Annotated in this window: 19 protein-coding genes; 4 read left to right on the forward strand and 15 right to left on the reverse strand. The window is 37.0% G+C overall.

The genetic code is table 11. From position 1 onward, the window contains the following. Positions 1 to 120: 120 nt before the first annotated feature. From SAGCYANO_RS02925 to SAGCYANO_RS02955, 9 genes are all read right to left on the reverse strand, one after another. Positions 121 to 888: an SDR family NAD(P)-dependent oxidoreductase gene (locus SAGCYANO_RS02925; protein ID WP_202218712.1), complete on the reverse strand. Its 768-nt coding sequence runs from the start codon at positions 886 to 888 to the stop codon at positions 121 to 123. A 624-nt stretch (positions 889 to 1512) separates the two neighbouring features. Further along, on the reverse strand, positions 1513 to 2349 hold the full coding sequence (locus tag SAGCYANO_RS02930; protein WP_202218713.1) for a sugar phosphate isomerase/epimerase: 837 nt from the start codon (positions 2347 to 2349) through the stop codon (positions 1513 to 1515). A 629-nt stretch (positions 2350 to 2978) separates the two neighbouring features. After that, positions 2979 to 4178 (reverse strand): MFS transporter, encoded by a 1200-nt coding sequence (locus tag SAGCYANO_RS02935; protein WP_202218714.1) that lies wholly within the window; start codon positions 4176 to 4178, stop codon positions 2979 to 2981. A gap of 250 nt (positions 4179 to 4428) precedes the next feature. After that, positions 4429 to 4599, reverse strand: coding sequence for a hypothetical protein (locus SAGCYANO_RS02940; RefSeq protein WP_237395685.1), 171 nt, complete (start codon positions 4597 to 4599; stop codon positions 4429 to 4431). Continuing rightward, on the reverse strand, positions 4532 to 4690 hold the full coding sequence (locus SAGCYANO_RS43895) for a hypothetical protein (RefSeq protein WP_237395686.1): 159 nt from the start codon (positions 4688 to 4690) through the stop codon (positions 4532 to 4534). Before SAGCYANO_RS43895 ends, SAGCYANO_RS02940 begins: the two co-directional genes overlap by 68 nt. Before the next feature lie 347 nt (positions 4691 to 5037). Beyond that, entirely contained in the window at positions 5038 to 6207 is a 1170-nt protein-coding gene (locus SAGCYANO_RS02945; RefSeq protein ID WP_202218715.1) for a 2-deoxy-scyllo-inosose synthase, read from the reverse strand. A 94-nt stretch (positions 6208 to 6301) separates the two neighbouring features. Beyond that, positions 6302 to 6541, reverse strand: a complete 240-nt coding sequence (locus SAGCYANO_RS02950) for a hypothetical protein (RefSeq protein WP_202218716.1) — start codon at positions 6539 to 6541, stop codon at positions 6302 to 6304. 839 nt (positions 6542 to 7380) lie between these two features. After that, positions 7381 to 7515 carry a hypothetical protein gene (locus SAGCYANO_RS47255; protein WP_255502443.1) on the reverse strand — a complete coding sequence of 45 codons (135 nt, stop codon included), beginning with the start codon at positions 7513 to 7515 and terminating at the stop codon, positions 7381 to 7383. A gap of 117 nt (positions 7516 to 7632) precedes the next feature. Then, entirely contained in the window at positions 7633 to 8637 is a 1005-nt protein-coding gene (locus SAGCYANO_RS02955; RefSeq protein WP_202218717.1) for an NmrA/HSCARG family protein, read from the reverse strand. A 267-nt stretch (positions 8638 to 8904) separates the two neighbouring features. Between SAGCYANO_RS02955 and SAGCYANO_RS02960 the strand changes: the two genes are divergently transcribed. Further along, positions 8905 to 9381, forward strand: a complete 477-nt coding sequence (locus tag SAGCYANO_RS02960) for a DUF6194 family protein (RefSeq protein ID WP_202218718.1) — start codon at positions 8905 to 8907, stop codon at positions 9379 to 9381. Positions 9382 to 10504: 1123 nt separating this feature from the next. Here the strand turns inward: SAGCYANO_RS02960 and clpX are convergent. The 3 genes from clpX to tig form a co-directional block, all read right to left on the reverse strand. Then, on the reverse strand, positions 10505 to 11851 hold the full coding sequence (gene clpX / locus SAGCYANO_RS02965) for an ATP-dependent protease ATP-binding subunit ClpX (RefSeq protein WP_202218719.1): 1347 nt from the start codon (positions 11849 to 11851) through the stop codon (positions 10505 to 10507). A 477-nt stretch (positions 11852 to 12328) separates the two neighbouring features. Beyond that, positions 12329 to 13015: an ATP-dependent Clp endopeptidase proteolytic subunit ClpP gene (clpP, locus tag SAGCYANO_RS02970; RefSeq protein WP_305081030.1), complete on the reverse strand. Its 687-nt coding sequence runs from the start codon at positions 13013 to 13015 to the stop codon at positions 12329 to 12331. 903 nt (positions 13016 to 13918) lie between these two features. Continuing rightward, positions 13919 to 15376 carry a trigger factor gene (gene tig / locus SAGCYANO_RS02975; protein ID WP_202218720.1) on the reverse strand — a complete coding sequence of 486 codons (1458 nt, stop codon included), beginning with the start codon at positions 15374 to 15376 and terminating at the stop codon, positions 13919 to 13921. A 927-nt stretch (positions 15377 to 16303) separates the two neighbouring features. Here tig and SAGCYANO_RS02980 point away from each other — a divergent pair. From SAGCYANO_RS02980 to SAGCYANO_RS02990, 3 genes are all read left to right on the forward strand, one after another. Further along, complete coding sequence (locus SAGCYANO_RS02980; RefSeq protein WP_202218721.1) at positions 16304 to 17341, forward strand: aspartate-semialdehyde dehydrogenase; 1038 nt, start codon at positions 16304 to 16306, stop codon at positions 17339 to 17341. Positions 17342 to 17682: 341 nt separating this feature from the next. Next, positions 17683 to 18567: a 4-hydroxy-tetrahydrodipicolinate synthase gene (gene dapA, locus SAGCYANO_RS02985; protein WP_202218722.1), complete on the forward strand. Its 885-nt coding sequence runs from the start codon at positions 17683 to 17685 to the stop codon at positions 18565 to 18567. Between the two features lie 494 nt (positions 18568 to 19061). Next, positions 19062 to 20876 carry a ribonuclease J gene (locus tag SAGCYANO_RS02990; protein WP_202218723.1) on the forward strand — a complete coding sequence of 605 codons (1815 nt, stop codon included), beginning with the start codon at positions 19062 to 19064 and terminating at the stop codon, positions 20874 to 20876. Positions 20877 to 21496: 620 nt separating this feature from the next. On the opposite strand, the gene SAGCYANO_RS02995 is transcribed toward SAGCYANO_RS02990, so the two are convergent. The 3 genes from SAGCYANO_RS02995 to hisZ all read right to left on the reverse strand — a co-directional run bounded on the left by SAGCYANO_RS02995 (position 21497) and on the right by hisZ (position 25708). Next, a complete protein-coding gene (locus SAGCYANO_RS02995; protein ID WP_202218724.1) occupies positions 21497 to 21721 on the reverse strand; it encodes a ferredoxin family protein in 225 nt (74 codons plus the stop codon). A gap of 388 nt (positions 21722 to 22109) precedes the next feature. Next, complete coding sequence (gene hisG / locus SAGCYANO_RS03000; protein WP_202218725.1) at positions 22110 to 23126, reverse strand: ATP phosphoribosyltransferase; 1017 nt, start codon at positions 23124 to 23126, stop codon at positions 22110 to 22112. Between the two features lie 1064 nt (positions 23127 to 24190). Continuing rightward, on the reverse strand, positions 24191 to 25708 hold the full coding sequence (hisZ, locus tag SAGCYANO_RS03005; protein WP_202218726.1) for an ATP phosphoribosyltransferase regulatory subunit: 1518 nt from the start codon (positions 25706 to 25708) through the stop codon (positions 24191 to 24193). Positions 25709 to 25795: the final 87 nt, after the last annotated feature.

Below are 25795 nucleotides of genomic sequence, written 5' to 3' on the forward strand. Positions count from 1 at the left end.
AGCGATTAAGCTGCGCAATGGATATTAAGAACGCTACTTTCATCCAACAAAGCCAAAACAGAAGAATAACTGAACCCAGATTCTTACTTTTAACTTTTAACTTTTGACTTTTGACTTTATTTAAGTCTGTGCATACCCTGCATCTACAACTATGGTCTGACGAGTTATTGCTCTGGATGTATCAGAAGCAAGAAATAAATATGTTCCTACTAATTCTTGGGGTGTTAATTCTATGGGAATTGATTGTAATTCATGTACAGTCTTATGTTTTGCTTCTGGTGTCACCCACTGTCGCAGTTGCCTTTCTGTCATTATCCAACCTGGTGCTACGGAATTTACTCGAATATAATGTTTGCCTACTGCTTCTGCTAAAGTCCTAACCATACCTACTATTGCTCCTTTTGTGGCATTGTAAGCAACCATATCTGGTTTAGCAATCCAAACTAGGTGAGAACTTGTCATAATAATACTACCGCCACCAGCATTAATCATTTCTGGTAATAATTCCCGACAAGTGATGAAATAATGTACAACATTTAATTGAAATAAATCATTCCATTCTTGTGCTGACATTTCTAACAAGTTATATCTGGGGTCATAACCTGCATTGTTAATTAAAACATTTACTACTGGTTTGTCTTTTTTAACTTTAGCTAAAGTTTCAGTTAAAGCCTCACTATCAGTTAAATCTATTCCATAGACGTTGACTTTACAATTATATTGTTGGCATTCTTCAGCTACTTTTAAACCTCTTTCATAATCTTTATCTAAAATGGTAACTTCTGCTGCTTGTTCCGCAAATGTTTTAGTTAGAGCTTCGCCAATTCCATTACTGCCACCAGTAATTAATATATGTTTTTCTTTGAGGTCTTGATAGATGGGATTCATTTTGTTTTCTCCTAATTTTAATTTTAATTCGTAGTGTTTAAAGGAAGCAATAAGCGTAGGTTTGGTTGACGTAGGAAACCCAACAACAATAAGTAGGGTTTGCGCTTCACTAGTCTTTTAGTAGGGGTAGGAGACAGGATACAGGACACAGGAGACAGGAGGAACGGGGAATTATAGAGGAGGTAGTCGGAAAAATTGTAAGAGTTATTTTTCTGCCATAATCGTCCCAAAATACTAGCTTTATGCAGCTCTTTCCGCCGAAAAGCTGGCACTTTTTTCGACCAAAAAATGCTAAAACCTTGATCTGTCAATGCTTTGATATTTAATCAGCAAGCCCTAAGTAAAAATGGTGCGTTACCGAATAATTAATAATTAAATAATTCTGGTTTAAAGCCGACCCTTTTAAGGTGAAAAAAGCGGTCGAGGGATGGCGAGGTCTCCTCGCCATATCCAATCGACCAAGAGAAGAAATAATATTTCCTTATATTCAATTCCGTAACGGTTTTAACCAGAGGTAATTATCAATTATCCATTATCAATTATCAATTTAATCCGTATATCCGTGGCAGAATCCCTGTGAGCACCTCAACCAAACCTACATCTATATGCAACTAAAACTATAAATCAACTATTAGCAACTAATACTTTTGTTTGATTCATAATCCATTTTTTACTGACTGACAAATGAAATTTTAGTTCATCCAAATCAATCTCTTCTTTTGAACCTGGTGTTTGTCGAGGTTGAGCACATTCCAGAATTATTGGACCGGAGAATTTTATCTCATCTAGTGCGTCGAAATGTTCGGCAAAATTAGTATGACCAAAACCAATGCCTTTTCTATTAGAATCAGCAATTTGATATACGCTCAGTTTATCCCCACATCTTTGAATAGCTTCAACTAAATTTGCTTCTTCTAAATTGCCATGATAAGTATCTAGAATAACAGTCATATTTGGCGAGTTAATTTCTGCGAGTAAAGATAAAACATCATTGCTATTCAGAATGAAACGACATAAATAACGATTCAGGGGTTCAAAGCCTAATTTTATTTTGGCTTTTTCTGCATAAGCTGCTAATTCTTGGCAAGAAGCAATTAAATTATCCCTCGAACCTGCATAAGTAGTTCCCATCTGACTCTGAATATATTCATGGCAAGTAATTATAGGATTACCTAATTCCGCTCCATAATCAATTAACTTTTTATAGTAATCTAGAGCTGCCATTCTTGTTTGGCGATCGCTACTTCCTAAATCTACATTACTAGGAGTCATGGAGAATATTTCTAATCCATTATCCGCCAAAATATTTTTCACATCTTGGGGTAGAGTTTGATTAATATCTACATATAATTCGACTCCATCGAAACCCATATCTGAAATAATATTGGCAGTTTTTTCTAATTTATTCTGACCAAATATCCAGGTAGTAACACCGATTTTTCTTTGTATACTTATACTCATTTTCTTAGTAGATATATTACAAAAAAACTTAAGTTATCTTTTCCCATAAAGTAAGTATTTCCTGGGGAATGCTGCGCAAACAGCTATTAGCAGTAAGCTATTCCTTTGGAATGCTACGCAAACAGCAATTAGTAATAAATAATTACTTCTAAGGTTTAGGAAGGGGAGTTTAACAGTAACTTTTATTCTGTCTCAATTTCTCAATTATTTTTACCAATGAATAATTGATAATTAATAATTAATCTATTCGGTTTAAACCCTCTCCTTTTAAGGATAAAAAAGAAATCAGATTTCCTTATATTCAATTCCGTAACGGTTTTAACCATAGGTAATTAGGGTTTGCTGAAAAAGTCTTATGGGTGAGGGTAGGAGACAGGAGACAGGAGACAGGAGACAGGAGAAAAGGGTCGGGAGCGAGTAGGTAGGAGTAAGAATTGTAAGAATGATTTCTCTGCCCAACTTTTGCCTAAAATACTAACTTTTTGAGTATGAAGAGCTGAAAACCAGGCACTTTTCTCGACCTCAAAAAGGCACTTGTCTTTATATGTCAATGCTTTTAGATGAGATCGGTCACGCCCTAATTAAAGCCTTCCCTCTTCCTTCTTCCTTCTTCCTTCTTAAATATTAGGCTAATCAACAGTTACAAAAAGTTTACTAATTAACCCCAAACTCAAAACAGAAAAACCAGCAGCAGCGTAAAAAACTCCAGCTATTCCCCAAACTCCAAAAGCAACTCCAGCTAACAACGGACCTAATGCTTGTCCTGTAGATAAAACTGTAGCATTAACAGCCATAAAACCAGCGCGATAATCTTGAGGAGCGAGTTTTCCTAACAATGCCTGAGTAGCAGGATAACACATTCCATGAGCAGCTCCAAACAAAATACTAGGGATTAATAATAACCACATATTTTGTAGGAATGGAGTAACTATTACTGCCAAAGTATAAAGTACAAATGAAATTTTAATTAGGGTAAACTCTGATAGAGATTGAGAAAATAATGCTACCTGAGAAGACACAAATGCTAAAGATAAAGCCATAGTTGCTAAAATCATTCCAATTGTCACATTAGAAGCTGCAAAAACATCTGCAGCTAAAATCGGAATATAAGTAAAATAAGCACCAAATAGCAATATAAATAAAGCAACTACTGCAAATAATAATCCTAATACCTGCCTATTATTAACACTATGCCAAATATTTCTTAAATATACCTTCAAACGGAATTTTGGCGGCTTTTCAAAGGAGGGTAATTCTAGGAAAAAAATAACAGCAAGTACAACTGGAACTGCAAGCATTGGCAGTAAAAAAGGATAGCGCCATCCCCATGTTGCCAACCATCCAGTAATTAGAGGATACACTGTCAAACTTATGCCAATCATACTAGCGTTGAATGCCATTGCTGATGTTAAACTTTTGCCTGCATACAAATCGGTGATTAATGTAAGTGCGAGGAATTCTAAACTAGCAGCTCCTACACCCTGGAGAAACCGCAATTCTAGCAATGTACGAAAATTGGGAGCAAAGCTGCAAGCAACTCCAGCGACAGCAAACAATAACAATGAGGGAATGAGTATTTGTTTTCTCCCAAAGCGATCTGCTAATACTCCTAAGATGGGAGTTCCAATGGCGATGGGTACAACAAATACTGTAATCACTAATCCTATTTTTTCTGGAGGAATTTGCAGTGCTGATGCCATTGTTGGTAATACTGGTCCGATACTACCTGCTGAACCTAAGACTGCTATCAATGTTATCCCAATAATGACTTGCAGGTTTCTATCTAAGTAAATTTTTGTACTGTGACTGATAAATTTACTGTTTTCCATTACTTGACTTTCCTGGTGAATGAATATTTGACAAGTATTGTTAATGTAAGCATCTTGCTTACGGACAGTCAGTTGGAGTGCAGAACTGTAGGTTGGGTTGAGACAAGTTAGCGGAGCTTATCCGTTAGCGCAGCTTATCCGTAGGATAAGGATAAACCCAACATTAGTTAGTAGGGTTGGCAAATAGCGATCGCTCTATAGAACCCATTTAGTATCTTTAGTATGCGGTATGTGCTTTTAGCAACAGTCCTCAGTCTGAGCGAGTCAGTGGAAATTCAGGAACAAGAATAGGGGAAAAAGTGGATGCGACCCCGCGCCGTTCGATAGTGCACCAAGCAAGTAGAAAAATGCTCTTATCTCCCCATCTCCCCATCTCCCCATCTCCCCATCTCCCCATCTCCCCATCCCCCCATCTCCCCATCTCCCCATCTCCCCATCTCCCCATCTCCCCATCTCCCCATCTCCCCATCTCCTCCTCTATTTTTAAATAGATCCCAAGGCTCTATATTCATGGTCAACCTGTTTGGAATTGCCCACCCTGCTCTATTCTTATGGGAGCAAGATGCTCACACTACCCAACAATTCAATCTTGACAAACCATGAAATTTTATGCTAAAATATCAAGCTACTCTACTCCTCCTTTAAGGATTTATCCTTTACCCCACTGGAAACCTTTGTCAGACAGGGAATAGGTTGTAGGGAAAACACGGGAAAAGGTGTAATTTCGATGATTAAATCCCCATAAAATCTCGATTTTTTTCCTTTCCCTATAATTAAATTTATCAATCTTATTTCCCATCATTGTACTTACAAATAATCCTAAGTTGGACTGAGGAGAAGTAGAGTTAAATTACTGCAATTATGCAACAGCAAGTGCAACTTTTCCAGTTGCTTTTTTAATATAATTATCCAGAACTTTTTCTACCGTTTTATTGTCAACCGTCATCAAAAAATCTCCTTCTGGATTATAACATTGACCGATTTTTTCTAACATAACAAACCGAAGGTCGTCCCCTGTTTTCTTATTATCTGCAATCATCGCCTTCATTAATAAATCAGTAGTTACATGCTCAGGCCAAGGATTATTAAATCCGAGTTTATCATCAATAAAGTGGTGGTGCAAATCTACATCTTCTTGTGACATAAAGCCCAGTTCTTGCCCTAGTTCCGCTACTATTTTCATACCATAAGAAACTGCTTCTCCATGAGATAGTTTTCCTTTTAGCAGCCATTCCAAACCATGACCAAAGGTATGACCATACTCTAAAATAATTCCATAATGTTTTTCAGTGGGGTCTTTTTTGAGTATTTCTAACTTGGAAAGAATAATTTTATAAGCTAGGTCAGTTAACACCTGCTCGGAAAAATCAAGCTCAGGATTAAGAGTTTTTTCTAAATAATCCAAAAAGGTAGGTTCGGCAATAAAACCATTTTTAATCCCTTCAATAATCCCACATCGCTTGGAGAAAGGAGGCTCTGTTTTGAGGTATTTTGTATCTCCCCAAATAAACAGAGGACTATGATAAAGACCAAAGTGATTTTTACCACTTAAACCATTAACCGCTTGTTTGTTACTGAGGGTACTATCAGTAATTCCAGTCATGGTTGTAGATACTTCGACAAAGTGAATTCCACGATAAATTAATCCAGCAACCAAACCGACAATATTTCCTACTGTTCCTCCACCAAAGGCAATTAATAGAGATTTTTTAGATACACCTTCAGTGACTAATGTTTCACATATTTGTTCTAAAACTGAAAAATATTTACATTTCTCACCAGGGGGAACCATTTCTAGAAGACATTTGTATTCCGAATTCAGCTCGTGGAACAGTTCCTCTCCGTAAAGCCCAAACATATTTTGCTCTGAGAAGAAAAAGATTTTGTCTATATCGTGTTTTGATAATTCTTTGAGAAAATGTTCTTTAATATCATATCCGAAATAAAATGGACTGGGTTTTTCCAGCTCAGTGCTGAGTTCAACCATTTTTCCTGGAGTCCATTCTTGTGTGATGTTATAGTCTACCATTAGTAGTTCTCCTTTGTGGATATAGTGTTAATTGCTTTAATTGCTATAGTGAACTAATTAAAATAAAATGTCAGTAGATTGAATCTACAATTTTCTATAATACGCGATCGCGTTGTAGTCTGGCCTTAATTTCACCAGCTAATTGTCTAGCTTGAGGATTGGGATTACCACGTTTGCTACACCATTGTCGGACAGTTTGGGGTTGCACTCCCATCAACTCGGCAAAATCATCTCTATTAAAGCCTTCTAGCTTCTGCTGTAGTTCAAAGAGTAGTTGCACTGGGTGATAATCAGATACTTGTATTCTTGCTAAATTGAATATTGTTTTACGCATTATCTCAATTTCCTTTTGTTCGCAACGTTGATGGACCAATGAAATTGCCTATCATAATGTCATGTCCAATTTGAAAAATTTGATAGCACTACGCATTAAGGCGCATTAATGTATTTGATATTGCTACAAGCTCAAAAGCTATTTTAGCTATCAAAAGTAAAAAACTAGAAAAGATATCGTCATTATTATTCTTGATCAAGATTTGATGTTCTCACACCGTTAACTGCTCCCAGTGCAACGGTGGCTTTGTCCAACTTACAAATAAGTTATTAAGAATAAAACTTATTAAGTTAGATTGTGTTTCCAAGGTATTTGGACTTAAATAAAGCATTATTTTTTGGCAATTTTTTACTTAAAGGTTAGTTTAAAGCCTCTAAAAGTAATTGATATAAATTCTCAATATTTTTTAGAAATATCAATCAAATCAGAGGTTTATTGAGAATATGCTATGATCGCAAGTCTAACTATCAAGAGGGGTTTTATATAAAGTTAACAAGAGGGGTTTTATATAAAGTTTATTATAACTAATAAACAAAGAAATTTGGAAATGATCGGATGAGTATTGTCCCTAAATACTCTCAATTATTATGGAATGTCCCTTTTATTTTTATATAGTATATGTTGATAATTCTATAATTACTTCAATATTTAATCTCCTAACTCCCTCACTCCCTCACTCCCCTATATCACAATAAATATCTAATTATGTCTAATTAATAAGTTAATTTATCGTGGTAATTAACAGCAAAATCATGCCAAGTATTTGGTTTGCGTCCTACTATTGCTTCAAAGTTATCGAAAATGCGATCTGCTGGGGGAATTTTATCAGCAATGTTTAGTTATAATTGAGTGTAAACACAGTTTATATAGGCATTAGAGTTAATACCCTCTACTCCAGGTTGTAAAGCCTTTTCTAAAAGCTCTTGAGGCGATCGCACTTCTGTTTTACAGAGGTTTTCATTTGGGTAGACCACAGTAGGGACGTTCCATGGAACGTCCCTACAAAGTTTTGCTTATGAAGAAATGGTTCATCAATTTGAAAAGTGCTGTAAAAGGCCGCCCGATTACTTCTGTAAGTACTAATGCATCTATTACTCGCTACCAGTTATTGCATCTTTTTGAACTTCTCGTGCTTCACCTTTCCAACCACTATGTCGTAACCAAGTTTCAAAATTCATCAAATCAGGATGGATTTTTCTTAAAGCTTCATGGTTGCGATCGGGACCATATTCGCGATGAAACTTAAATTGATTGAGAGGATCGTGAACATTAGACATATCGAGAGCTAAAAATTCTTCATCACTCATAGGTTGATACTCTGCGGGAATACCCGTTACTCGCTCAAAAGTAGCTGCAATTTGAGCAAAAGTTAGGCGATCGCCTCCGATCTCCAATGTTCGACCACCCCAGGTTTCCCGATGGGCAAACATATGGGTTGTAAACCAACCAATGTCATCAAGAGCAATAAAAGGATAGGGAGCATCTGCGGCTGGTACAGAAAAAATAAATCCTTCCCGCCCATCACTAAGTTTTCCCCAACTTGGCTTCATAAAAGCAAATAAGTTTTCAAAGTAAGCTAATGTTTTTAATACGCTAACATTGCTCGAATACCAACCTTTCTCTTGGCGCATGAATTCATCCGATCTGTGCCAGTCAATTTCGTGTTCGACAGCAGCTTTGGCGTCGAAATGAGGTACGGGAACTTTTCCTTGAGAAATGTGAACGCAAGCATCGAGAGAGGAATAAATAAAATGCTGCACATCAGCTTTTCGAGCAGCTTCCAAAACGTTTAACCCTATTTGACGCTCTTTAGTCACGCTGCTACCAACCCAAAAATTGGTATTGCAAAACACCCCATAAACGTCTTTCATCGCTTTGGTAATAGTTTCATAATAATTAAGATCGCCTTGCTGACATTTAACACGATCGCTATCTAATTTAACTAAGCTTTGAGCATGAGAACTATTGGTATTTCTGGTAAAAGCTCGAATTTGCCAATTATTCTTTTTATCTGTGAGCAAATGTTTGACGACAAAACTTCCCATTGCCCCTGTCGCGCCAAAAACCAAAATAGTTCCTAATGATTCTGATGCCATTTTTATTTATTTCTCCTAAAATAACTTTTTCAATAGTAATGACTAAAAATTTGTTGTTTAGTCTCTTATAGCGCTTTTCACATGGATAGACTACAGTTAGTATGGGCAACCCAAAAGCATTTTTCTACTCCTACTCCTACTCCCTACTCCCTACTCCTACTCTACTCTAAGCGCCAAAAATAATTTTGTGGTCTACTCAAATGAAAAGCGCTGTAATAATTTATTATACAGATATACTATTTTTATGGAATAAACAATTTCTAAAATATGGTTAACGAAAGCAATATCGAAATTTATCTGTTAGAAACTTATAAACACTTAAATATCATCAATTCCTGGGGCGAACGCAGCTACTTTGTTAATCCTGGGATGAAGTTGAAGCGTGGAAGCTATTTTGTCACTATTAAATCAAAGGATGGTGAAAATGATAAAGCCTCATATCTCAACCGCACTGGGGTTTTTCGGCTTAATATTGGTTTGACACCTGAAAAATACGAAGAAATATTTGGTCTTCGACCGTCAAGACCTCCTAAAGGCGGAGTTATTGAAGGAGATTTTGATTTTCAGGCATTAAACGTCTTTATTCCCCATCCTGTCTACGGTTGGATGGGCTGGATAGCTATTAATAATCCCGATTTAGACAATTTTGAAAAATCTCAAGAATATTTGGATATTGCTTACGAAAAAGCTTTCAGATCCGCCTCAAGGAAACTGAAAACTAATGTCACGCTTAACAGTAAGTGAGATAAACAGAGACAGATGTATTTTATTCGGTTTAAGTTTTAACCTACATTCCGCACCACAAAATGTAGGAACCGAATCAGGAGTCAGGAGTCAGGAGAGCTGGAGACAGAATTTTAGAAGAAAATCATAGCTGTCGCGATCGAGTACATGATCGAGCAAGTATTTATGCGTAAATTTTTGGCGTTGCACAGTGACAAATGATTTGAGATTTTTGATGAACAGGATTTTGGATTTGAGAATTGGTAGAATGATTAATTAATGGTTTTTAGTCAAAATCGAACACCTATTTTTGCATTATCATTCCATAATGTGCAACCCCAAATTTTTTACTCGGAATTTGATGAACGAAAAAAGTAATTGAGATGATTTGCATAGTATAAATACTTACCAAACTACAGATTTATATACTACAATTAGACGAAACTGGCGGCCAGAAAAACTAATCGAACACTGGACAATAATTTCCTCCGAATTAGAGGAGTAATAGTTGACCAAAAACCTATATAAACCTTTTCAAGGCTTATTATATGTAGTTATGTAGCTTTAAAAGGGTTCGTTGAAAGCTCAATCAATTCTTTGACAAAAACTATTAAATAAAGTATGATTTTCTATGGTTAGTAACTTGTTTAACAAGCGAACACTCCCGTCCGGCCAAGAACTAAAATTTATCCAAAGATAAATGGTCTGATGTTAAGCGACATTAAATAATGGACTGTGAGACGCCACAGTGCGGGGAACGAGTAGGCTACGGGCCTCCAAACCTTAAAAAAACTATGCGTCTTGTTGCTTGACAACAAGACTTTGCCGGCAACAGCCATCACTTTATACTGGTGATGCTATACAGATTCAAGGTATATAGCTTTGAGTAGGTTAAATGTTGCACCTACTAACAATTAAACTACAAGCTAGAAGTCGGAGATTTACAGCGGTTTTCATTTCAGTAGACCACAGTAGGGGTGCCATTCGGAGCTTTGCGTTAGCAAATTGCCATTCCCCCCTTACAGGATTTTGGTTATGACGATGTGTCATAAATCTGAAAAGCGCTGTCAACCCAAGCTTTTAGCGCGCTGAAAGCTGAGTGCTGTTTGCAGAGCATTCCGGTACGGAAAATGCCGATCGCTACTTAAGCAGACTCAGGTTTTGGCAACGATGATGGATGCATTAATAACTCTGCAGTCGATCGCTTCTCTACCATTTCCTTAGTAATAGTACACCGAGTCACATCCTTCCGCGAAGGTAATTCATACATCACATCCAACATCAACTCCTCCACAATACCCCGCAACGCTCGTGCTCCCGTCTTTCTCCTAAACGCTTCCTTCGCGATCGCCCGAATTGCCTCTTCCTCAAACTCCAACTGTACATTATCCATCCGCAACAACTTTTGATATTGCTTCACCAAAGCATTCTGAGGCTCTGTCAAAATTGCCATCAGAGTCTCCTCATCCAGAGGTTCAACTACCGCCACCATTGGTATTCGCCCAATTAACTCTGGAATTAAACCAAACTTCACCAAGTCATTCGGTTCCATTTGCTTCATTAAATCTATAACTTTTTTCTCCTTGGGCTGATTTTCTCCTGTTTGCTGAACAAAGCCCATTGACTTTTTGCCATTTCTCTGTTCTACTATTTTATCTAAACCAACAAAAGCCCCACCACATATAAATAGAATATTGCTAGTGTCAATTTGAATACAATCTTGATAAGGATGTTTCCGGCCACCTTGAGGCGGGACATTAGCAACAGTTCCCTCTAACATTTTTAATAAAGCCTGCTGTACCCCCTCTCCAGAAACATCTCTTGTTATAGAAGGGTTCTCACTCTTGCGAGCTATTTTATCTATCTCATCTATATATATAATGCCCCGTTCTGCTTCCTCTACTTCTAAACCTGCTACTTGCAGAAGTCGTAGCAGAATATTTTCCACATCTTCCCCAACATATCCAGCTTCTGTTAATGTTGTCGCATCTGCCACAGCAAATGGTACATCCAATAATTCTGCCAAAGTTTGAGCCAACAATGTTTTACCACAACCAGTCGGCCCTATCAATAAAATATTAGATTTTTGTAATTCCACCTCATCTGGAGAAGACTTACCACTTTTTTTTGCTTCGACAAAGGTCAGACGTTTATAGTGGTTATAAACTGCCACTGACAAAACCTTCTTACCTTCTTCCTGACCAATAACATGAGCATCCAGATAATTCTTAATTTCTCTAGGCTTAGGAAGTTGGGCTATTGACACTCTCTTGGCACCACTACTTTGCTTTTGAGTAGAGGTTCCCGACCGTGCCATTGGAGGTTGTGGCCTTGTTGCCTTAGAGTCAAAAAGCTCCTCATCTAAAATCTCATTGCACAACTCTACACATTCATCACAAATATAAACTCCAGGACCTGCTATTAACTTGCGGACCTGTTCCTGAGACTTGCCACAAAATGAACATTTTAGATGGGAGTCGTATTTAGACATAACTTCCTCTTATTACCGAAAAATTGGGTTTCAAGCCTCCTCCTTTTAGGGGGACTTTAATGTTATTATGGAAACAGCGGAAAGGTATTCAACCGCTCTAAAAACCTATAGCTATTTAACTGTAGCGTTTGCACCTTGAAAACTGCGGTCAGACCCCGCGTCGCCGTCAGCTCGCTTGCGGAATGCTGACCAAGACAAGAGTTATGGGGTTTTGTACAGTAATGCTTGTACATGGAAAAACTCTAAGCAACAAGTACTAGAGAACCAAAATTTTTGTTTGAGGTTTGAACTGTACCGTAGGGAATACGGGAACAGGCTCTTGGAATAGAGCAAACGCGCAGGGGTGAGAACCATCTCTGGGCTAGGTATCCCAAGGTAATTAGTTTAAGTGGACTCAGTGTTGGCGTAGCCTTGCGGAGCGCAAACCAAGAATCCTTGTTTCAGGAGAATCTCTGTGCCTAACAGCCGGAGAGTATGTCAAATTGCAGGAACAGACTCTCCTGGTACAGGAAGATTCTGTTTAGTAATCACTTGATCGACCAAGCCATAATTTTTAGCCTCTTCTGAGGACATAAAGAAGTCGCGGTCTGTATCAACCTCTATTTTTTCTAAAGGTTGACCTGTATGATATGATAGCAGTTCATTCAGCTTACGTTTATGATACAGGATTTCTTTAGCCTGAATTTCTATATCTACTGCTTGACCTTGAGCGCCACCTAGAGGCTGATGAATCATTATCCTAGAACTAGGAAGGGACATTCTTTTACCTTTTGTCCCACCAGAAAGAAGAAAAGCTCCCATACTTGCAGCTAAACCGTAACAAATTGTAACAACATCAGGCCGTACTTGCTGCATGGTGTCATATATAGCCATTCCAGCAGTCACAGAACCTCCTGGAGAGTTGATATAGAGTTGAATATCTTTTTCTGGGTCTTCAGCATCCAGGAATAGCATCTGAGCAGTAATGGTGTTGGCTAAATTATCATCCACTTGAGTCCCCAAGAAAATAATTCTGTCTCTCAGCAGCCGTGAGTAGAGGTCAAAAGCTCTTTCTCCCATGCCTGACTGTTCGACAACCATGGGGACAATGTTACTAGGACCGGAGTAAATTTGTAACTTGTTATAAATGTTAACTAAATCATCAGAATATTGAGATATAACCATAGTACATAAGTTTATATATAAACAAATTTTGTTTTTACTTGCTCATTTTTGATTCGTATCAATTCAACTTTGGTGTCGGCAAGGGGTCTCCTGTTATACGAATGTTAACGGGAGAGGAATTGCCGACCAACTAATAAACCGCATAGCGTCCCCGTATGCCTTTTTGTGTTACTCTGATGATTATATCAGGAGTTGCGATAATACGCACCTGGTAACAGCGCTACCGAAAACAAAATAGATTATGGGGTTCATCTCAGAAGTTCTAGTCAGCCCGTGAAAAGGTAAAACTCTTGAGGGTGCTTTCGGGAGTACAGAATTGTTCAGTACAAAAAGGCGGTGGGTCTCCGAGTCTGGTGTCTGCGGAGGGTTAAGTGGTTGAACTCCCTGTGTTTCGCTCCGCGACATGTAACGCGCAGCGTTGCGCCAGCAAAACAGAAAGCCCGCGTCCGTGAGGTTGGGAAGCCTATATCAAATCAAAGATTATGATGTAGGAGAATGTCACGCTGAATATTATTATGACTTAACTTTACTGATATTGCTAGTTGTGATTACCCAACCATTCTGGAAGAGAGGGAGTAGGGAAAAAAAGATTATCTTTAAAAGCGTACCTCACCCTTCATAAAAAGTGCTGTAATTTTAGGGGTACTTAAAATTGTTTGGGTTTATAAGACACGAACTGGCCTTTTGTTGACTATCCGATCAGCAATTTTTCCTTCTGCCTTCTGCCTCTTACCGAATAATTAATAATTAATAATTAAATAATTCTGGTTTAAAGCCTCCCCTTTTAAGGGGAAAAAAGAAATAATATTTCCTTATTTTCAATCAAGAGCGGTTAAAATCCGAGGTAATTATCAATTATCCATTATCAATTATCAATTAATGAACTCCTGCCTTCTGCTTTTTTCAATGAGAATTTTCCACAGTAGCTACTGGTTCGGCCTCAACGTCTACAATAGTTTCTGTACCTTGAGCTGTTTCTGACTCTGGCTCAGTTTCTACAGGAGTTTCTGTAGCTTCATCTATTTCTGGATCTTGAGTTAGAGTTCCTTCCGGTACTAACTCTACTGTGCCATTTTCTTCCAACCATTTGATTGTTTTTTCCTTTAGTAAGTCTTCGGTGACTACTTCTCTTAATCTATCTGGATCTACATCCTTTCCTTGTAGCTGTTCCATGACTTTGGCTGACTCTGCTACAATCTCTTCTTCACTTACCTCGATAGACTCTTCCTTGGCCACTGTTTTAATAGCCCAATCTCTTTTCAATCGCTCAATTGCTTCTGGCCGCGATTGCTGTTCCATTTCTGGCAGTCGGTCACTGCTGAATAATTCTTTAACATCAATTCCGTACTGGCTCAACTCTATTGCACTTTGGTTCAACATTTGCATAACTTCATTTTTGATCAAAGTTTCTGGTAATTCTACTTCCAGATGGTTCACTAGCTCATTTACAATGGCAATTTCCTTATTCTGTTTTGTTTGTTCCTCTTTTTGTTTAGTAAATTTTTTCTCCATGAACTCCTGTAATTCGGCTAATGTTTCAAACTCACTAATTTCTTGAGCAAAATCATCATCCAACTCTGGTAATTCTTTTTCTTTTAATTCTTTAAGAGTAATTGTAAATACTGCTGGCTTACCTGCTAACTCTGCCTGACCATATTCTTCAGGAAATTGAACGGAAATTTCTTTTGTTTCCTCTAGGTTCATGCCTACTATTCCATCAATGAACCCAGGGATAAATTGTCCTTCTTTCAATTCCACTGGATAATCTTGAGCTTTGCCTCCTGGAACTTCTTTCGGCTCTTCTCCCTCTGTCTCAGATGGGAGGATACCTTCAAAATCTACTATTGCCAAATCTCCTAACTGAGCAGCTCTTCCTTCTACGGGAATTTGTGTGGCCTTCTCAGAGCGACGTTCTTCCAGAAATTCATCTAATTGAGCTGGGTCGTATTTAGCTTCTTCAGCCTTTACTACTAATCCTTTATAGTCATTAACTTTAGCCTCTGGCTCTACATCCACTTTGACCGATAAGACCATTTCTTTTCCTGGTTCAAAATCTTTTACTAACTCTTCAAATTGTGTCACCAGGTCAAATTGGCCTATTGCATTGATTTGTTCTTGTTCTCTTGCTTTTTCTAAGCAATCATTGATTAGGTTATCTAAGGCCATAGCTTTAATATGATTTCTACCCAGCCTTTGTATCAATATTTGTCGAGGCACCTTGCCTTTTCTGAACCCAGGAATATTGGCGGAACGGATATATTTCTGAATTACCTGTTCGTAGGCATTCTTGGACATTTCTGGTGTAATCTCGATTTCCAGACCTATTTGGCTAGCTGGAAGTTTTTCCTGGGTAACTTTCATCGGCTTTTGTTTAAGTTGGTTAGAACTAAGTTTAAGATTATAGGCTATGATTCTAGTAAGCTATATAATTATTTATGGGAATCTTAACATTCTTACTTTTTCTTGCACTGTTAGGAATGGAATGAGAATTTTATTATTTACGCAAGTTAGATAGCTTAAACTCCATGTCATCTTAGTTCTTTTCCAAAAATTCTGGACTTTGATTGAATTCTCATTCCTTAACTATAAGTATTTCTCTACCTGTGCCTATAATGCTTTGATATTAGGACTTTTTTAACTTTATTCTTTCCGCCCTATTGGCAAAGTAAGCTGAGATATCTTAACTTGTAAAAGCTACTATATCATGCTATTGTAATAAGTTTACTTCTAGATTAAATGACTCTAAGTTCTGATTTCAGTATTCTCAAGTTGTTAAACTATAATAATATTTGATACTGATTAAATTTAGATAATAATTTATCTTTAAATTTTTATGAATATTGATATGTTAGTACTCGATTATTTACTTGATGTAGATAGCTAAAACTGAAATATCTAAGAATAGTTTGATTTGATTTGACCATGGTCAGTCAGTAAGTATAAAATTAATTGAGTAATATAAAAATTTTATTTGTTTTATTAAATATTTGATATGATTGATGCTGCTTATTATCAAATTGAATATATGTTATGGATGAAATATAAAGTTAATTTTTAATCTTTAGTTGATGAAAATTATCCAAAGGAAAAGTTGTAATAGGAGTGTATCTTAGATAATCTAGACGATCGCCAAGTTTAATAAAAATAAAAATATTTTTAAGTCAGATAGATAAAAAATTAGATCAAACTATTAAAACATCGAAATTAATGGCCATAAAAAAGCTATTAAACTTAATTAAAACCATTATCAAAAAATCAAATTATTGAAAAATTAAGGAGGACAAGAATTTGTCAGAGTTTTACAAAGTAGCAATATTAGGAGCAACTGGGGCTGTAGGTACAGAGTTGTTAGAATTGCTGCAAACTAGAAATTTTCCAGTAGCAGAATTAAAACTACTGGCATCACCCCGTTCAGCAGGTAGCACTCTAAAATTTAAAGGACAAAACTTACAAGTAGAAGCTGTAACACATGATTCATTTAAAGATGTAGATTTAGTGCTAGCATCAGCAGGTGCATCTACATCAAAAAAATGGGCAAAGAAAGCAGTAGAAGCTGGTGCTATAGTAATTGATAACTCCAGCGCTTTTCGTATGGACCCTGAAGTGCCTCTTGTAGTTCCAGAAGTTAACCCAAAAGCTGCGACTCTACATCAAGGTATAATAGCTAATCCTAACTGCACAACAATATTAATGTGTGTAGCAATATGGCCTTTGCATCAAGTTCAGCCAATTAAAAGATTGGTAGTGGCCACTTACCAGTCAGCAAGTGGAGCAGGGGCTAGAGCAATGGAAGAAATGAAAACTCAAGCCAAAGAAATTTTAGAGGGAAAAACTCCTGAAACAGATATTTTTCCCTATCCATTAGCATTTAATTTGTTCCCACACAATTCCCCGTTGAATGAGCAGGGATACTGTCAAGAAGAAATAAAAATGGTTAATGAGACTCGTAAGATATTAGAAACTAACGAAATCGGGATTACAGCAACTTGTATCAGGGTACCAGTATTACGCGCCCATTCAGAAGCTATTAATTTAGAATTTGCTCAACCATTTAGTGTAGACAAAGCTAGGGAAATATTAAGTCAAGCACCTGGAGTAACACTGGTAGAAAATTGGCAAAAAAATTATTTTCCAATGCCAATAGAAGCAAGTGGTAAAGATGATGTATTAGTGGGGAGAATTCGTCAAGATATTTCTCATCCTTGTGGATTAGAATTATGGTTAAGTGGAGACCAGATCCGAAAAGGAGCTGCTTTGAATGCAGTGCAAATAGCTGAGTTATTGGTGAAAAAGAATTGGTTGAGGGTAAAAGCAGCAACAGTTTAGACTCAGGGTGCAGAAAAAAAAAGAGTCTTCAACAATTAATAATTAGTAATTACCTTTCCTGGAAAAGAAGAGGATTGACTCAAAGGAAAATTTTTTCTTGTTTATCCTTGAAAGAAGAGGTTTAAAACCTTCATTATTCGGTAAGGTTAGTTCCTATTTATACAATGTAATGAAATGGGTAATTAACAATAGTTCAATCATACAAAAAGAAAAAAAATTTGCAGAGAGACAGTAAAGCGAAAGCGATGTTAATCTAAAAAAAATTAGGTCTAGTAAGAGGGCCAAAAAAAAAGAATAAGACCTAACAAAGCAATAAAAAACCCATAAGGAGTGGAAATAGTGTGGTAGATTTCGGTAAAGTTATAACTGCAATGATTACGCCGTTTAATTCAGACGGTAGTGTTAACTATGAAGAGGTAGAAAAGCTATCTATATGGTTAACAGAAAATGGGACAGATTCATTAGTAATATGTGGAACAACAGGAGAATCTCCAAGCTTAACATGGGAAGAAGAATATAAACTATTTCAAGTAGTTCAAAAAGCAGTAGCAGGAAAAGCTAAAGTAATAGCTGGTACTGGGTCAAACTCCACAAGAGAAGCGATCGCAGCCACCGAAAAAGCTGCTAAATTAGGATTAGATGGTTCATTACAGGTGGTACCTTATTACAATAAGCCGCCACAGTCAGGACTTTATGAACATTTTAAAGCGATCGCTCAAGCCACCCCAGAATTTCCAATAATGGTTTACAATATACCAGGGCGTACTGGTCAAAATCTAATTCCTGAAACTGTAGCAAAACTGGCCGAAATTTCTAATATTGTTGCGATTAAAGAAGCCAGTGGTGACATAGATCAAGTAAGTCAGATTAGGCACTTGACTGCACCAGAGTTTAAGATTTATTCTGGAGATGATTCCCTAACTTTACCACTCTTGGCTGTTGGTGGTAGTGGTGTTGTTAGTGTAGCCAGTCACCTAGTAGGAAAACAGCTACAAGAGATGATAGTAGCATTTGAAACAGGTAAGGTACAAGTTGCTACAGAAATTCATCTAAAACTATTCAGCTTATTCAAAGCTTTATTTGCAACAACTAACCCAATTCCTGTAAAAGCAGCACTAAATCTGCTAAACTGGAAAGTAGGCTCTACTCGCCCTCCACTATGCGACCCGACCACTGAAGTAACTGAAAAATTATTAGCAGAAATGGGTCAACTAGGTTTATTGTGAGTCAATTTCACGGGTAATAAAGTTTTCAGACAATTGAATACCATCGATCTAAATAATGATTTAGTTACCCCTGACTAAATCGCTAAAATCTTGATTTTTTAACAGATTAATTTTTCTGCTTTTAACTAATGAGTATTGAAAATCAGTAATGTTATTTTGAAAAAGAATGTTTAGAATAATCGGGGTAATTAAAAGAATTTGCAGGAGATGTCCCTTTGACTAAAAAGATGAGTTATATCAGGCATGGTATCAAAGCTATTCATTATCGCTCCTGACTCGGTTATCCAGACTCCTAAGAAATAACCAAGCTATTTATAGCAAACATTTATCAAATTGGTATATAGCAGTCGAAGGAAAGGTGAGGATATATCAAAAGCTTAAAACTCAGACAACGCCAGATTTTTCCTTATTTCTTCTTCCTTCTTTCTTCTTCCTTCTGCTATAACAATCATTCAAAATCTTTCAAAGTGAACAACAACAAAAATAGGATAATTATGACAAGAAAGAAATCATCATCTCACCTAAAAATTATTCCTCTAGGTGGACTACATGAAATTGGTAAAAATACCTGCGTATTTGAATATGATGACGAAATTATTCTGCTTGATGCAGGATTAGCTTTTCCTACCGATGGAATGCATGGTGTAAATATCGTCTTACCAGATGTAACTTATCTGACTGAAAATCGTCATAAAATCAAAGGTATGATTGTCACCCACGGTCACGAAGATCATATTGGTGGTATTCCTTTCCATTTGAAAAATGTAGAAATTCCTGTCATTTATGGACCAAGATTGGCAATGGCTTTACTCTACCCAAAACTAGAGGAAGCAGGAGTCCAAAATCGCACAGAATTAAGGACTGTTCGTCCCCGCGATACTGTACGGTTAGGTAAATATTTCAGTGTTGAATATATTCGTAATACTCACTCAATGGCGGATAGCTTTACAGTCGCTATCACAACACCAGTAGGAGTAGTTATACATACAGGTGATTTCAAGATTGACCATACTCCTGTAGATGGAGAAAATTTTGATTTTCAAAGGTTAGCAGAGTATGGAGAAAAAGGAGTTCACTGCTTATTAAGTGATTCCACAAATTCAGAAGTACCCGGTTTCACCCCTTCAGAAAGGTCAGTTTATCCAAACTTAGACCGAGTATTCGCCAACGCTCCTGGACGTTTAATGGTGACAACCTTTGCATCTAGCGTACATAGATTACAAATAGTTCTAGAGTTAGCGAAAAAACATGGTAGGTTGGTGGCAATAGTAGGGCGATCGATGCTGAATGTGATTGCTCATGCTCGCAATCTTGGTTATGTTAAGTGTGAAGATAGTTTATTTGTACCTCTGCATAGTGTCCGAAGTTTACCTGATGAAAAACTATTGATTCTGACTACAGGTTCTCAAGGCGAACCAATGTCAGCACTAACTCGTATTGCTAAGGGGGAACATAGGCAAATCAAAATTCGTAAAGGAGATACAGTTGTATTCTCTGCTAACCCTATTCCCGGTAATACGATCGCTGTTGTTAACACCATTGACAAACTAATGATGTTAGGAGCAAATGTGATTTATGGAAAAGATAAGGGTATCCATGTTTCCGGTCATGGTTGTCAGGAAGACCAAAAATTAATGTTGGCACTTACTCGTCCTAAATTCTTTGTACCGTTTCATGGGGAGCATCGGATGTTGGTTAAACATAGTAAAACTGCTCAAAGTATGGGGGTTCTTCCAGAAAATATGGTAGTGGTGCAAAATGGTGATGTGGTGGAACTAACTCAAGATTCTATCTGTGTTGCAGCTCAAGTACCTTCTGGTATAGAACTGGTAGACTCTTCTCGTTCTGGTATGGTTGAGGACAACATTCTTAAGGAAAGGCAACAATTGGCAGAGGATGGTGTTGTGACTGTTGCGTTAGGGGTAAATTCGGATGGTAAATTGATTGATAGACCTCAATTACATTTGCGTGGTGTGGTAAGTGCTATGGAAAAAGCAGAAATGCGTGAACTGGTTATCAAAACATTAGAAAAAAGCTTGAGTAATAACTGGTCTGAGTATGCTAAGTCAGACAATACTCAAGTTGACTGGTCTGGATTGAAAAATGATCTTGAATGTGGTGTTCAGCGGATGTTGAGACGAGAGCTTCAAGGTCAACCTTTGCTAGTTTTCTTAATGCAAACTCCAGAAGCAGAGGATGTACAAGATAGAAATGCAGAAGAGAAAGTAGAACAGAAAAAAGAACTGCCTATCGTCAAACAACCAGTGGGAAGACGGAGACGTCGGTCTACTGCAAAAGTAGCATCTTAATGAAGTCAGTAGGGGCGAATGGCATTCGCCCCCTACAATTTTATAATGGTGAATAACACCGATGCTACCGGATTGAATATCATAGCTTGATTCACCAACGCCTTTTTAATTTCTTCCCACACTCCCTACACTCCCCACCCCTCCCACACTTCCCACACTCTGCTTTATGAGCGCAGACCCTAATTAGGGTTTGCGCTCATAAAGTCTTTTTGCTCTTTGTAGGGAGTAGGGAGTAGGGAGTAGGGAGTAGGGAGTAGGGGCGAACGTAGAATAAATGCGAATTACAGAGTCATATAAAATCCGGTTATACAGTTATCGCACTTTCTACTTCCATTCAATGCAGAAATAAAATACCAGAATATCTACAGATAATTCCAACTCTTATCCTTTCTTCCTCCTGACTCCTGACTCCTGACTCCTCTCATCATACAATAACTAATTATCCGGATACTATATCAGTGGCCAAAACAATAGTCAGAGTGATTTTTCGGGTAGCAAAAGCCGAAAATGCTCACTTTTTTAACAATAACTTCTGAAAAGCTCATACTTTTTCCAGACATAAATTGCCTAAAACCAATATCAGTCAATGCGCGCGATATTTAATCAGCAAGCCCTAATTACTAGGGAGTCTTCTGTAATTCTGGTCTTTCTTCGGCCAAAATTGCCCCTTCTACAGGACAAACACTTAGGCAAATTCCGCAGTCAATACAGGTATCAAAATCTATCCAATACCAATCATTTCCCTTAGTATTTTTACCAGGTCCTTCGTGGATGCAAGCAACGGGACAAGCTCCAACACAGTCAGCAACACCTTCGCAAATATTAGTAACAATTGTATGTGGCATTTTAATTATTTTATAATGTCAAAACTCAAAATTTTTAGGGGATATTTCCCTGTTGTTAAGAGGAGAGTTAAGTCGATATTTTTTTCTAGGAAATATAGACTTTCTCCACCAATAATATCATGTCCGGATAATTAGCAATAGAACTCTGTTCCGCTGACGCGTTAACGTTTGTGATAGCATTCCGTAAGGAAAGTTGTGCGCCAGCAAACAAAAAACTTTCTCCTTTTCCTCCTCTTTATTCTTTATTCTTCTTTCTTCCCTCCTGACTCCTGAGTTCCCCTCCCCTCCTGGGAGGGGTTAGGGGTGGGTTGGGAGGGGTTAGGGTGGGTAGACTCCTGAGGACTCCGTCGTTTATTTATAAGTATTCAACCGAACATGATATAATAGGTTAATTTAACTTTTCCAAAAATGCTTCATAAGTTTGAGATTTAGAGCCAAAAACATAATTAGGAGAAGAAACTGTAATATCTGTACCACCTACTTTTCTGAGATGATTAATTGCTGGTAATAACATTTCTTGTTTCACTACAATTGTCGCAGCATACCAGTCATTTTTTTCCCCAGAATATACTTTAGCAATAGTCGGTCCTTGTAAACCGGTAATGCCACTTAATCCACTTTTATTCATTAACAAATCACCTATTTCATCTGCCGACTTTCCATCTACATTTGCAGTTATCGACACATATTTTTTTGACTCCATCTGAGCTTCAATTAACTCTAAAAAGACCTTAGTTGTTTCCAACTTAGCTTCACTTTCTTGTAACAAACGTTTATTACCAATTAAACAAGCTTGAGACTTAAGAAGTGTACCTCCTTCAATTCGCTTTAAACGATTTTCTCTAAGGGTTGTGCCAGTGCTAGTTACATCAGCAATCATATCAGCATATCCCATACTTGGTGCGGCTTCCATTGCACCTTGTACTGCTACTAAGGAAAAATGTACAATTAACTTTTCATACAACCATTTTCGAGTCAGGTTATTATATTTTGTAGCAATTCTGAGATTTTTACCTTTCTCTTTAAATAGTAAAGTTAGCTCTGCTAAATCTTCTATGGAAGACACATCTACCCAACTTTCCGGAACAGCTAAAACAACTTCACATTTACCATAACCTAATTTATCCCAAATAACTATTACATCATCATCGGATTGACTTTCTTCAGAAACTACGTCATAACCTGTAATTCCTAAGTCAACACTTCCTTCTTCTACTTTTGTAAATATATCTGCTGCTCTTTGAAATAATACTTTTACTTGTGGCAAGGCAGGAATAGAGCCGAAATATTGTCTTTCACTGGGTCTAGATACAGTTAAACCACAAGCGGATAATAAGTTCATGGCTCCTTTTTCTAATGCACCTTTACTGGGTAAAGCTATTTTTAAAATTTGCTCGGCGGTCATATCAGTTATCAGTTATAAGTTATCAGTTATCAGTTATTAGTTATAGCGCTGTGCGCAGGCAACAAGCAACAGGCAACAGCTCCGGAAGGGGGAAGAAAAAACCGTTTGCGCAGCATTCCGAAGGAATAGTATAAAACTTTTAACTATTGGAAAGTTCTTGTAATTTGTAAATAGGGCTTACCCATCTAATATCAAAGCATTGACTGATATTGGTTTTAGGCAAATTATGTCTGGAAAAAGTATGAGCTTTTCAGTTTCTGTGGTTAAAAAAGTGATTATTTTCGGGCAGCAAAAGCCGAAAAATAACTCTTAATATTGTTTTGGCCACTGACTCTGTAATTCCCATTTATTCTACCTCCTAACTACTGCCTACTGCCTACTGCCTACCCTAGCAAAAAGAGTTTATTCAGCAAACCCTAAATATGCCAGTGTACATTGCTATATCAGTATCTCTATCTCTGGAATAAGGAGGCTTAAAATCTGGAATATTCTCTTTTTTGATCTCCTTAAAAGGCTATGCTTTATAAACATCTTTCTTGACATAAAACGTAGACATTATAGACAAGTTATATACGAGTCTTTAAAAGGTTTTTGTCAGAGAAAAAGTGTATTAAAAAGTAATTTTTTTGATGACTTAAGTAGTTTTTCCTATCTACTATGATTTTTTCTCCCTTCTCCCCTGTTCCCTGCTCCCCTGCTCCCCACAAGGTTTTCAGGAGTTCCTTATTAGGGATAGTTTAAAAGGGGAGGTTATTTACCAGAATTTTTCGGTCATTTGATGTAAGCATTTAGCTATTAGCGGTCATCTCTTCGGTGCGGAATGTGCTCGGATTAACCTTTTAATGAATGAAGTAAAAATTTGTTTAACTTAATACTACATTTTCAACCCATAAATTGAAGCACAAGAAAGACTTGTTTTGAGTTTTTAACCTATACAATTCAATCTAATGAAACCCATGGCTGTTTGCGCAGCATTCCGCAGGAAAAACTGATGACTAAATGCTGACGGCTAAAGGTTTATCATTTGATTTAAGGATATTAATTTTTCAGTAATTCAAGTATTTCTAACTTTTTACTACTTCATTTAATTCCAAATTTTGCTTTTCCCCAGACTCCAGGTTTTGCAAAAGTACTTTACTATCTTGTTGTTCTACAGAATTTAAAATAATTAAAAATGGAATATTATGCTTAACTGCATACTCAATATTATTTTCAATATTTCTCCCGATAATATCAGTTTCTATCCGCAAACCTAACTTTCTTAATTTTTCAGCAATTTCGACAGTATAAACATAATCATCTGAACTCATACCAACTACCAAAATTTCGACAAATTGATAATTATTGATATTCAAATGAGATTTTTCAGCTAATACTTGTCTGAGTTCTTCCATTACATAAGAAAAACCAGTTGCTGGAGTTTCTTTGCCTCCTAAACTAACAATTAAATCATCATATCTACCACCACCACATAATTTTCTTTCTCCTAAGTTGCTATCAGAAATTTCAAAAACCATACCTGTATAATATTGGAGACCCCGACTAATTCCGAGGTCAATATTAATACGATTTTTATCTACATTAAAGGCATCTAAACTTTCAAGAATATCTTGTAATTGTTTTAAGCCGTAATCATCAATACTGTAAGCTGAAAGTAATTTTTCTGTTTCTTTTAAAACAGCATTCGGCTCTCCTTTTAGTTGACTCAACTCTGTCATAAAATCTAATGCTTGATTCAGCTGTTTAGTTTGATTTTGATGTTTGATTTTTACTAACAAACGATCAACTATTTCTTCAGGTTCACGAGTGCTTGAGAGTTCGATATTCATACTTTCGAGAAACTCAAAAATGGCTGTTCTAGCCTCCTCTTCTTCTAAATTTTGTAGGAGGTCTGTAATTTTTTTTGTCGTAATATTTTTACCTGGTTGTTGTTGAGCAGAAGAATTTTTTTGAAACGCTGGATAAATTTCAGAGAGTAAATTTTCTACTACTTGTTTACCTTCTTTTCTCAGAGTTTCCATCTGAGTAAGTAGAAAACTACGAAGACGAGTATCTAACTCAAGATGGTCGAGGAATTTGTTAATAACTCCAACATGACCAATAAACATTTGATATTCAGTTAAACCTAAACTGTCTAAACCTTGACAGGCCATAGAAATAACTTCCGCATCAGCGATCGCCCCTTTTGCCCCAATTAACTCTATTCCCATTTGGGTAAATTGACGATATCTTTCTTTCTGAGGCTTTTCATAGCGAAATACTGGTCCTGTATAATACAGTCTTACTGGCAGGGGTATTTCTTGGAAGTTGTCCAGATAAGCACGGACCACTGAAGCTGTAAATTCTGGCCTGAGACAGAGGCGACGGTTACGATAAATAAAGTCGTAGAGGCGAGAAACTATGTCCTCACCAGATTTTTTCAGATAGAGTTCAGTATATTCTATTAGTGGTACATCTATGGGTCGGTAACCATAAGATTCAAAGCTATCACTCAGTGCATTTTTGATTTGTTTATCAATGTGATAGGTGTTTGGCAGAATGTCCCTGACACCTCTGACTCGTTCTACTTTTGTGGTTTGCATAAAAAAAACTTGAGAAGGTTATTCAGAGTTTTCATTCCTTAATATAATAGGAATTTATACGCAGTCATTCTGTGACGTTATCCCATC

This window comes from Okeania sp. KiyG1 (assembly GCF_014132355.1).
Taxonomy (GTDB): domain Bacteria; phylum Cyanobacteriota; class Cyanobacteriia; order Cyanobacteriales; family Microcoleaceae; genus Okeania.

Bases quoted from the DNA above. Each gene is read 5' to 3' on its own strand.
- clpX (WP_202218719.1), bottom strand. From the start codon at position 11,851: ATGTCTAAATACGACTCCCATCTAAAATGTTCATTTTGTGGCAAGTCT.
- SAGCYANO_RS43895 (WP_237395686.1), bottom strand. From the start codon at position 4,690: ATGAATATAGAGCCTTGGGATCTATTTAAAAATAGAGGAGGAGATGGG.
- SAGCYANO_RS02955 (WP_202218717.1), bottom strand. From the start codon at position 8,637: ATGGCATCAGAATCATTAGGAACTATTTTGGTTTTTGGCGCGACAGGG.
- hisG (WP_202218725.1), bottom strand. From the start codon at position 23,126: ATGACCGCCGAGCAAATTTTAAAAATAGCTTTACCCAGTAAAGGTGCA.
- SAGCYANO_RS02995 (WP_202218724.1), bottom strand. From the start codon at position 21,721: ATGCCACATACAATTGTTACTAATATTTGCGAAGGTGTTGCTGACTGT.
- tig (WP_202218720.1), bottom strand. From the start codon at position 15,376: ATGAAAGTTACCCAGGAAAAACTTCCAGCTAGCCAAATAGGTCTGGAA.
- SAGCYANO_RS02950 (WP_202218716.1), bottom strand. From the start codon at position 6,541: ATGCGTAAAACAATATTCAATTTAGCAAGAATACAAGTATCTGATTAT.
- SAGCYANO_RS02990 (WP_202218723.1), top strand. From the start codon at position 19,062: ATGACAAGAAAGAAATCATCATCTCACCTAAAAATTATTCCTCTAGGT.
- SAGCYANO_RS02960 (WP_202218718.1), top strand. From the start codon at position 8,905: ATGGTTAACGAAAGCAATATCGAAATTTATCTGTTAGAAACTTATAAA.
- clpP (WP_305081030.1), bottom strand. From the start codon at position 13,015: ATGGTTATATCTCAATATTCTGATGATTTAGTTAACATTTATAACAAG.
- SAGCYANO_RS02930 (WP_202218713.1), bottom strand. From the start codon at position 2,349: ATGAGTATAAGTATACAAAGAAAAATCGGTGTTACTACCTGGATATTT.
- SAGCYANO_RS02945 (WP_202218715.1), bottom strand. From the start codon at position 6,207: ATGGTAGACTATAACATCACACAAGAATGGACTCCAGGAAAAATGGTT.
- SAGCYANO_RS02925 (WP_202218712.1), bottom strand. From the start codon at position 888: ATGAATCCCATCTATCAAGACCTCAAAGAAAAACATATATTAATTACT.
- hisZ (WP_202218726.1), bottom strand. From the start codon at position 25,708: ATGCAAACCACAAAAGTAGAACGAGTCAGAGGTGTCAGGGACATTCTG.
- SAGCYANO_RS02935 (WP_202218714.1), bottom strand. From the start codon at position 4,178: ATGGAAAACAGTAAATTTATCAGTCACAGTACAAAAATTTACTTAGAT.
- SAGCYANO_RS02940 (WP_237395685.1), bottom strand. From the start codon at position 4,599: ATGGGGAGATGGGGGGATGGGGAGATGGGGAGATGGGGAGATGGGGAG.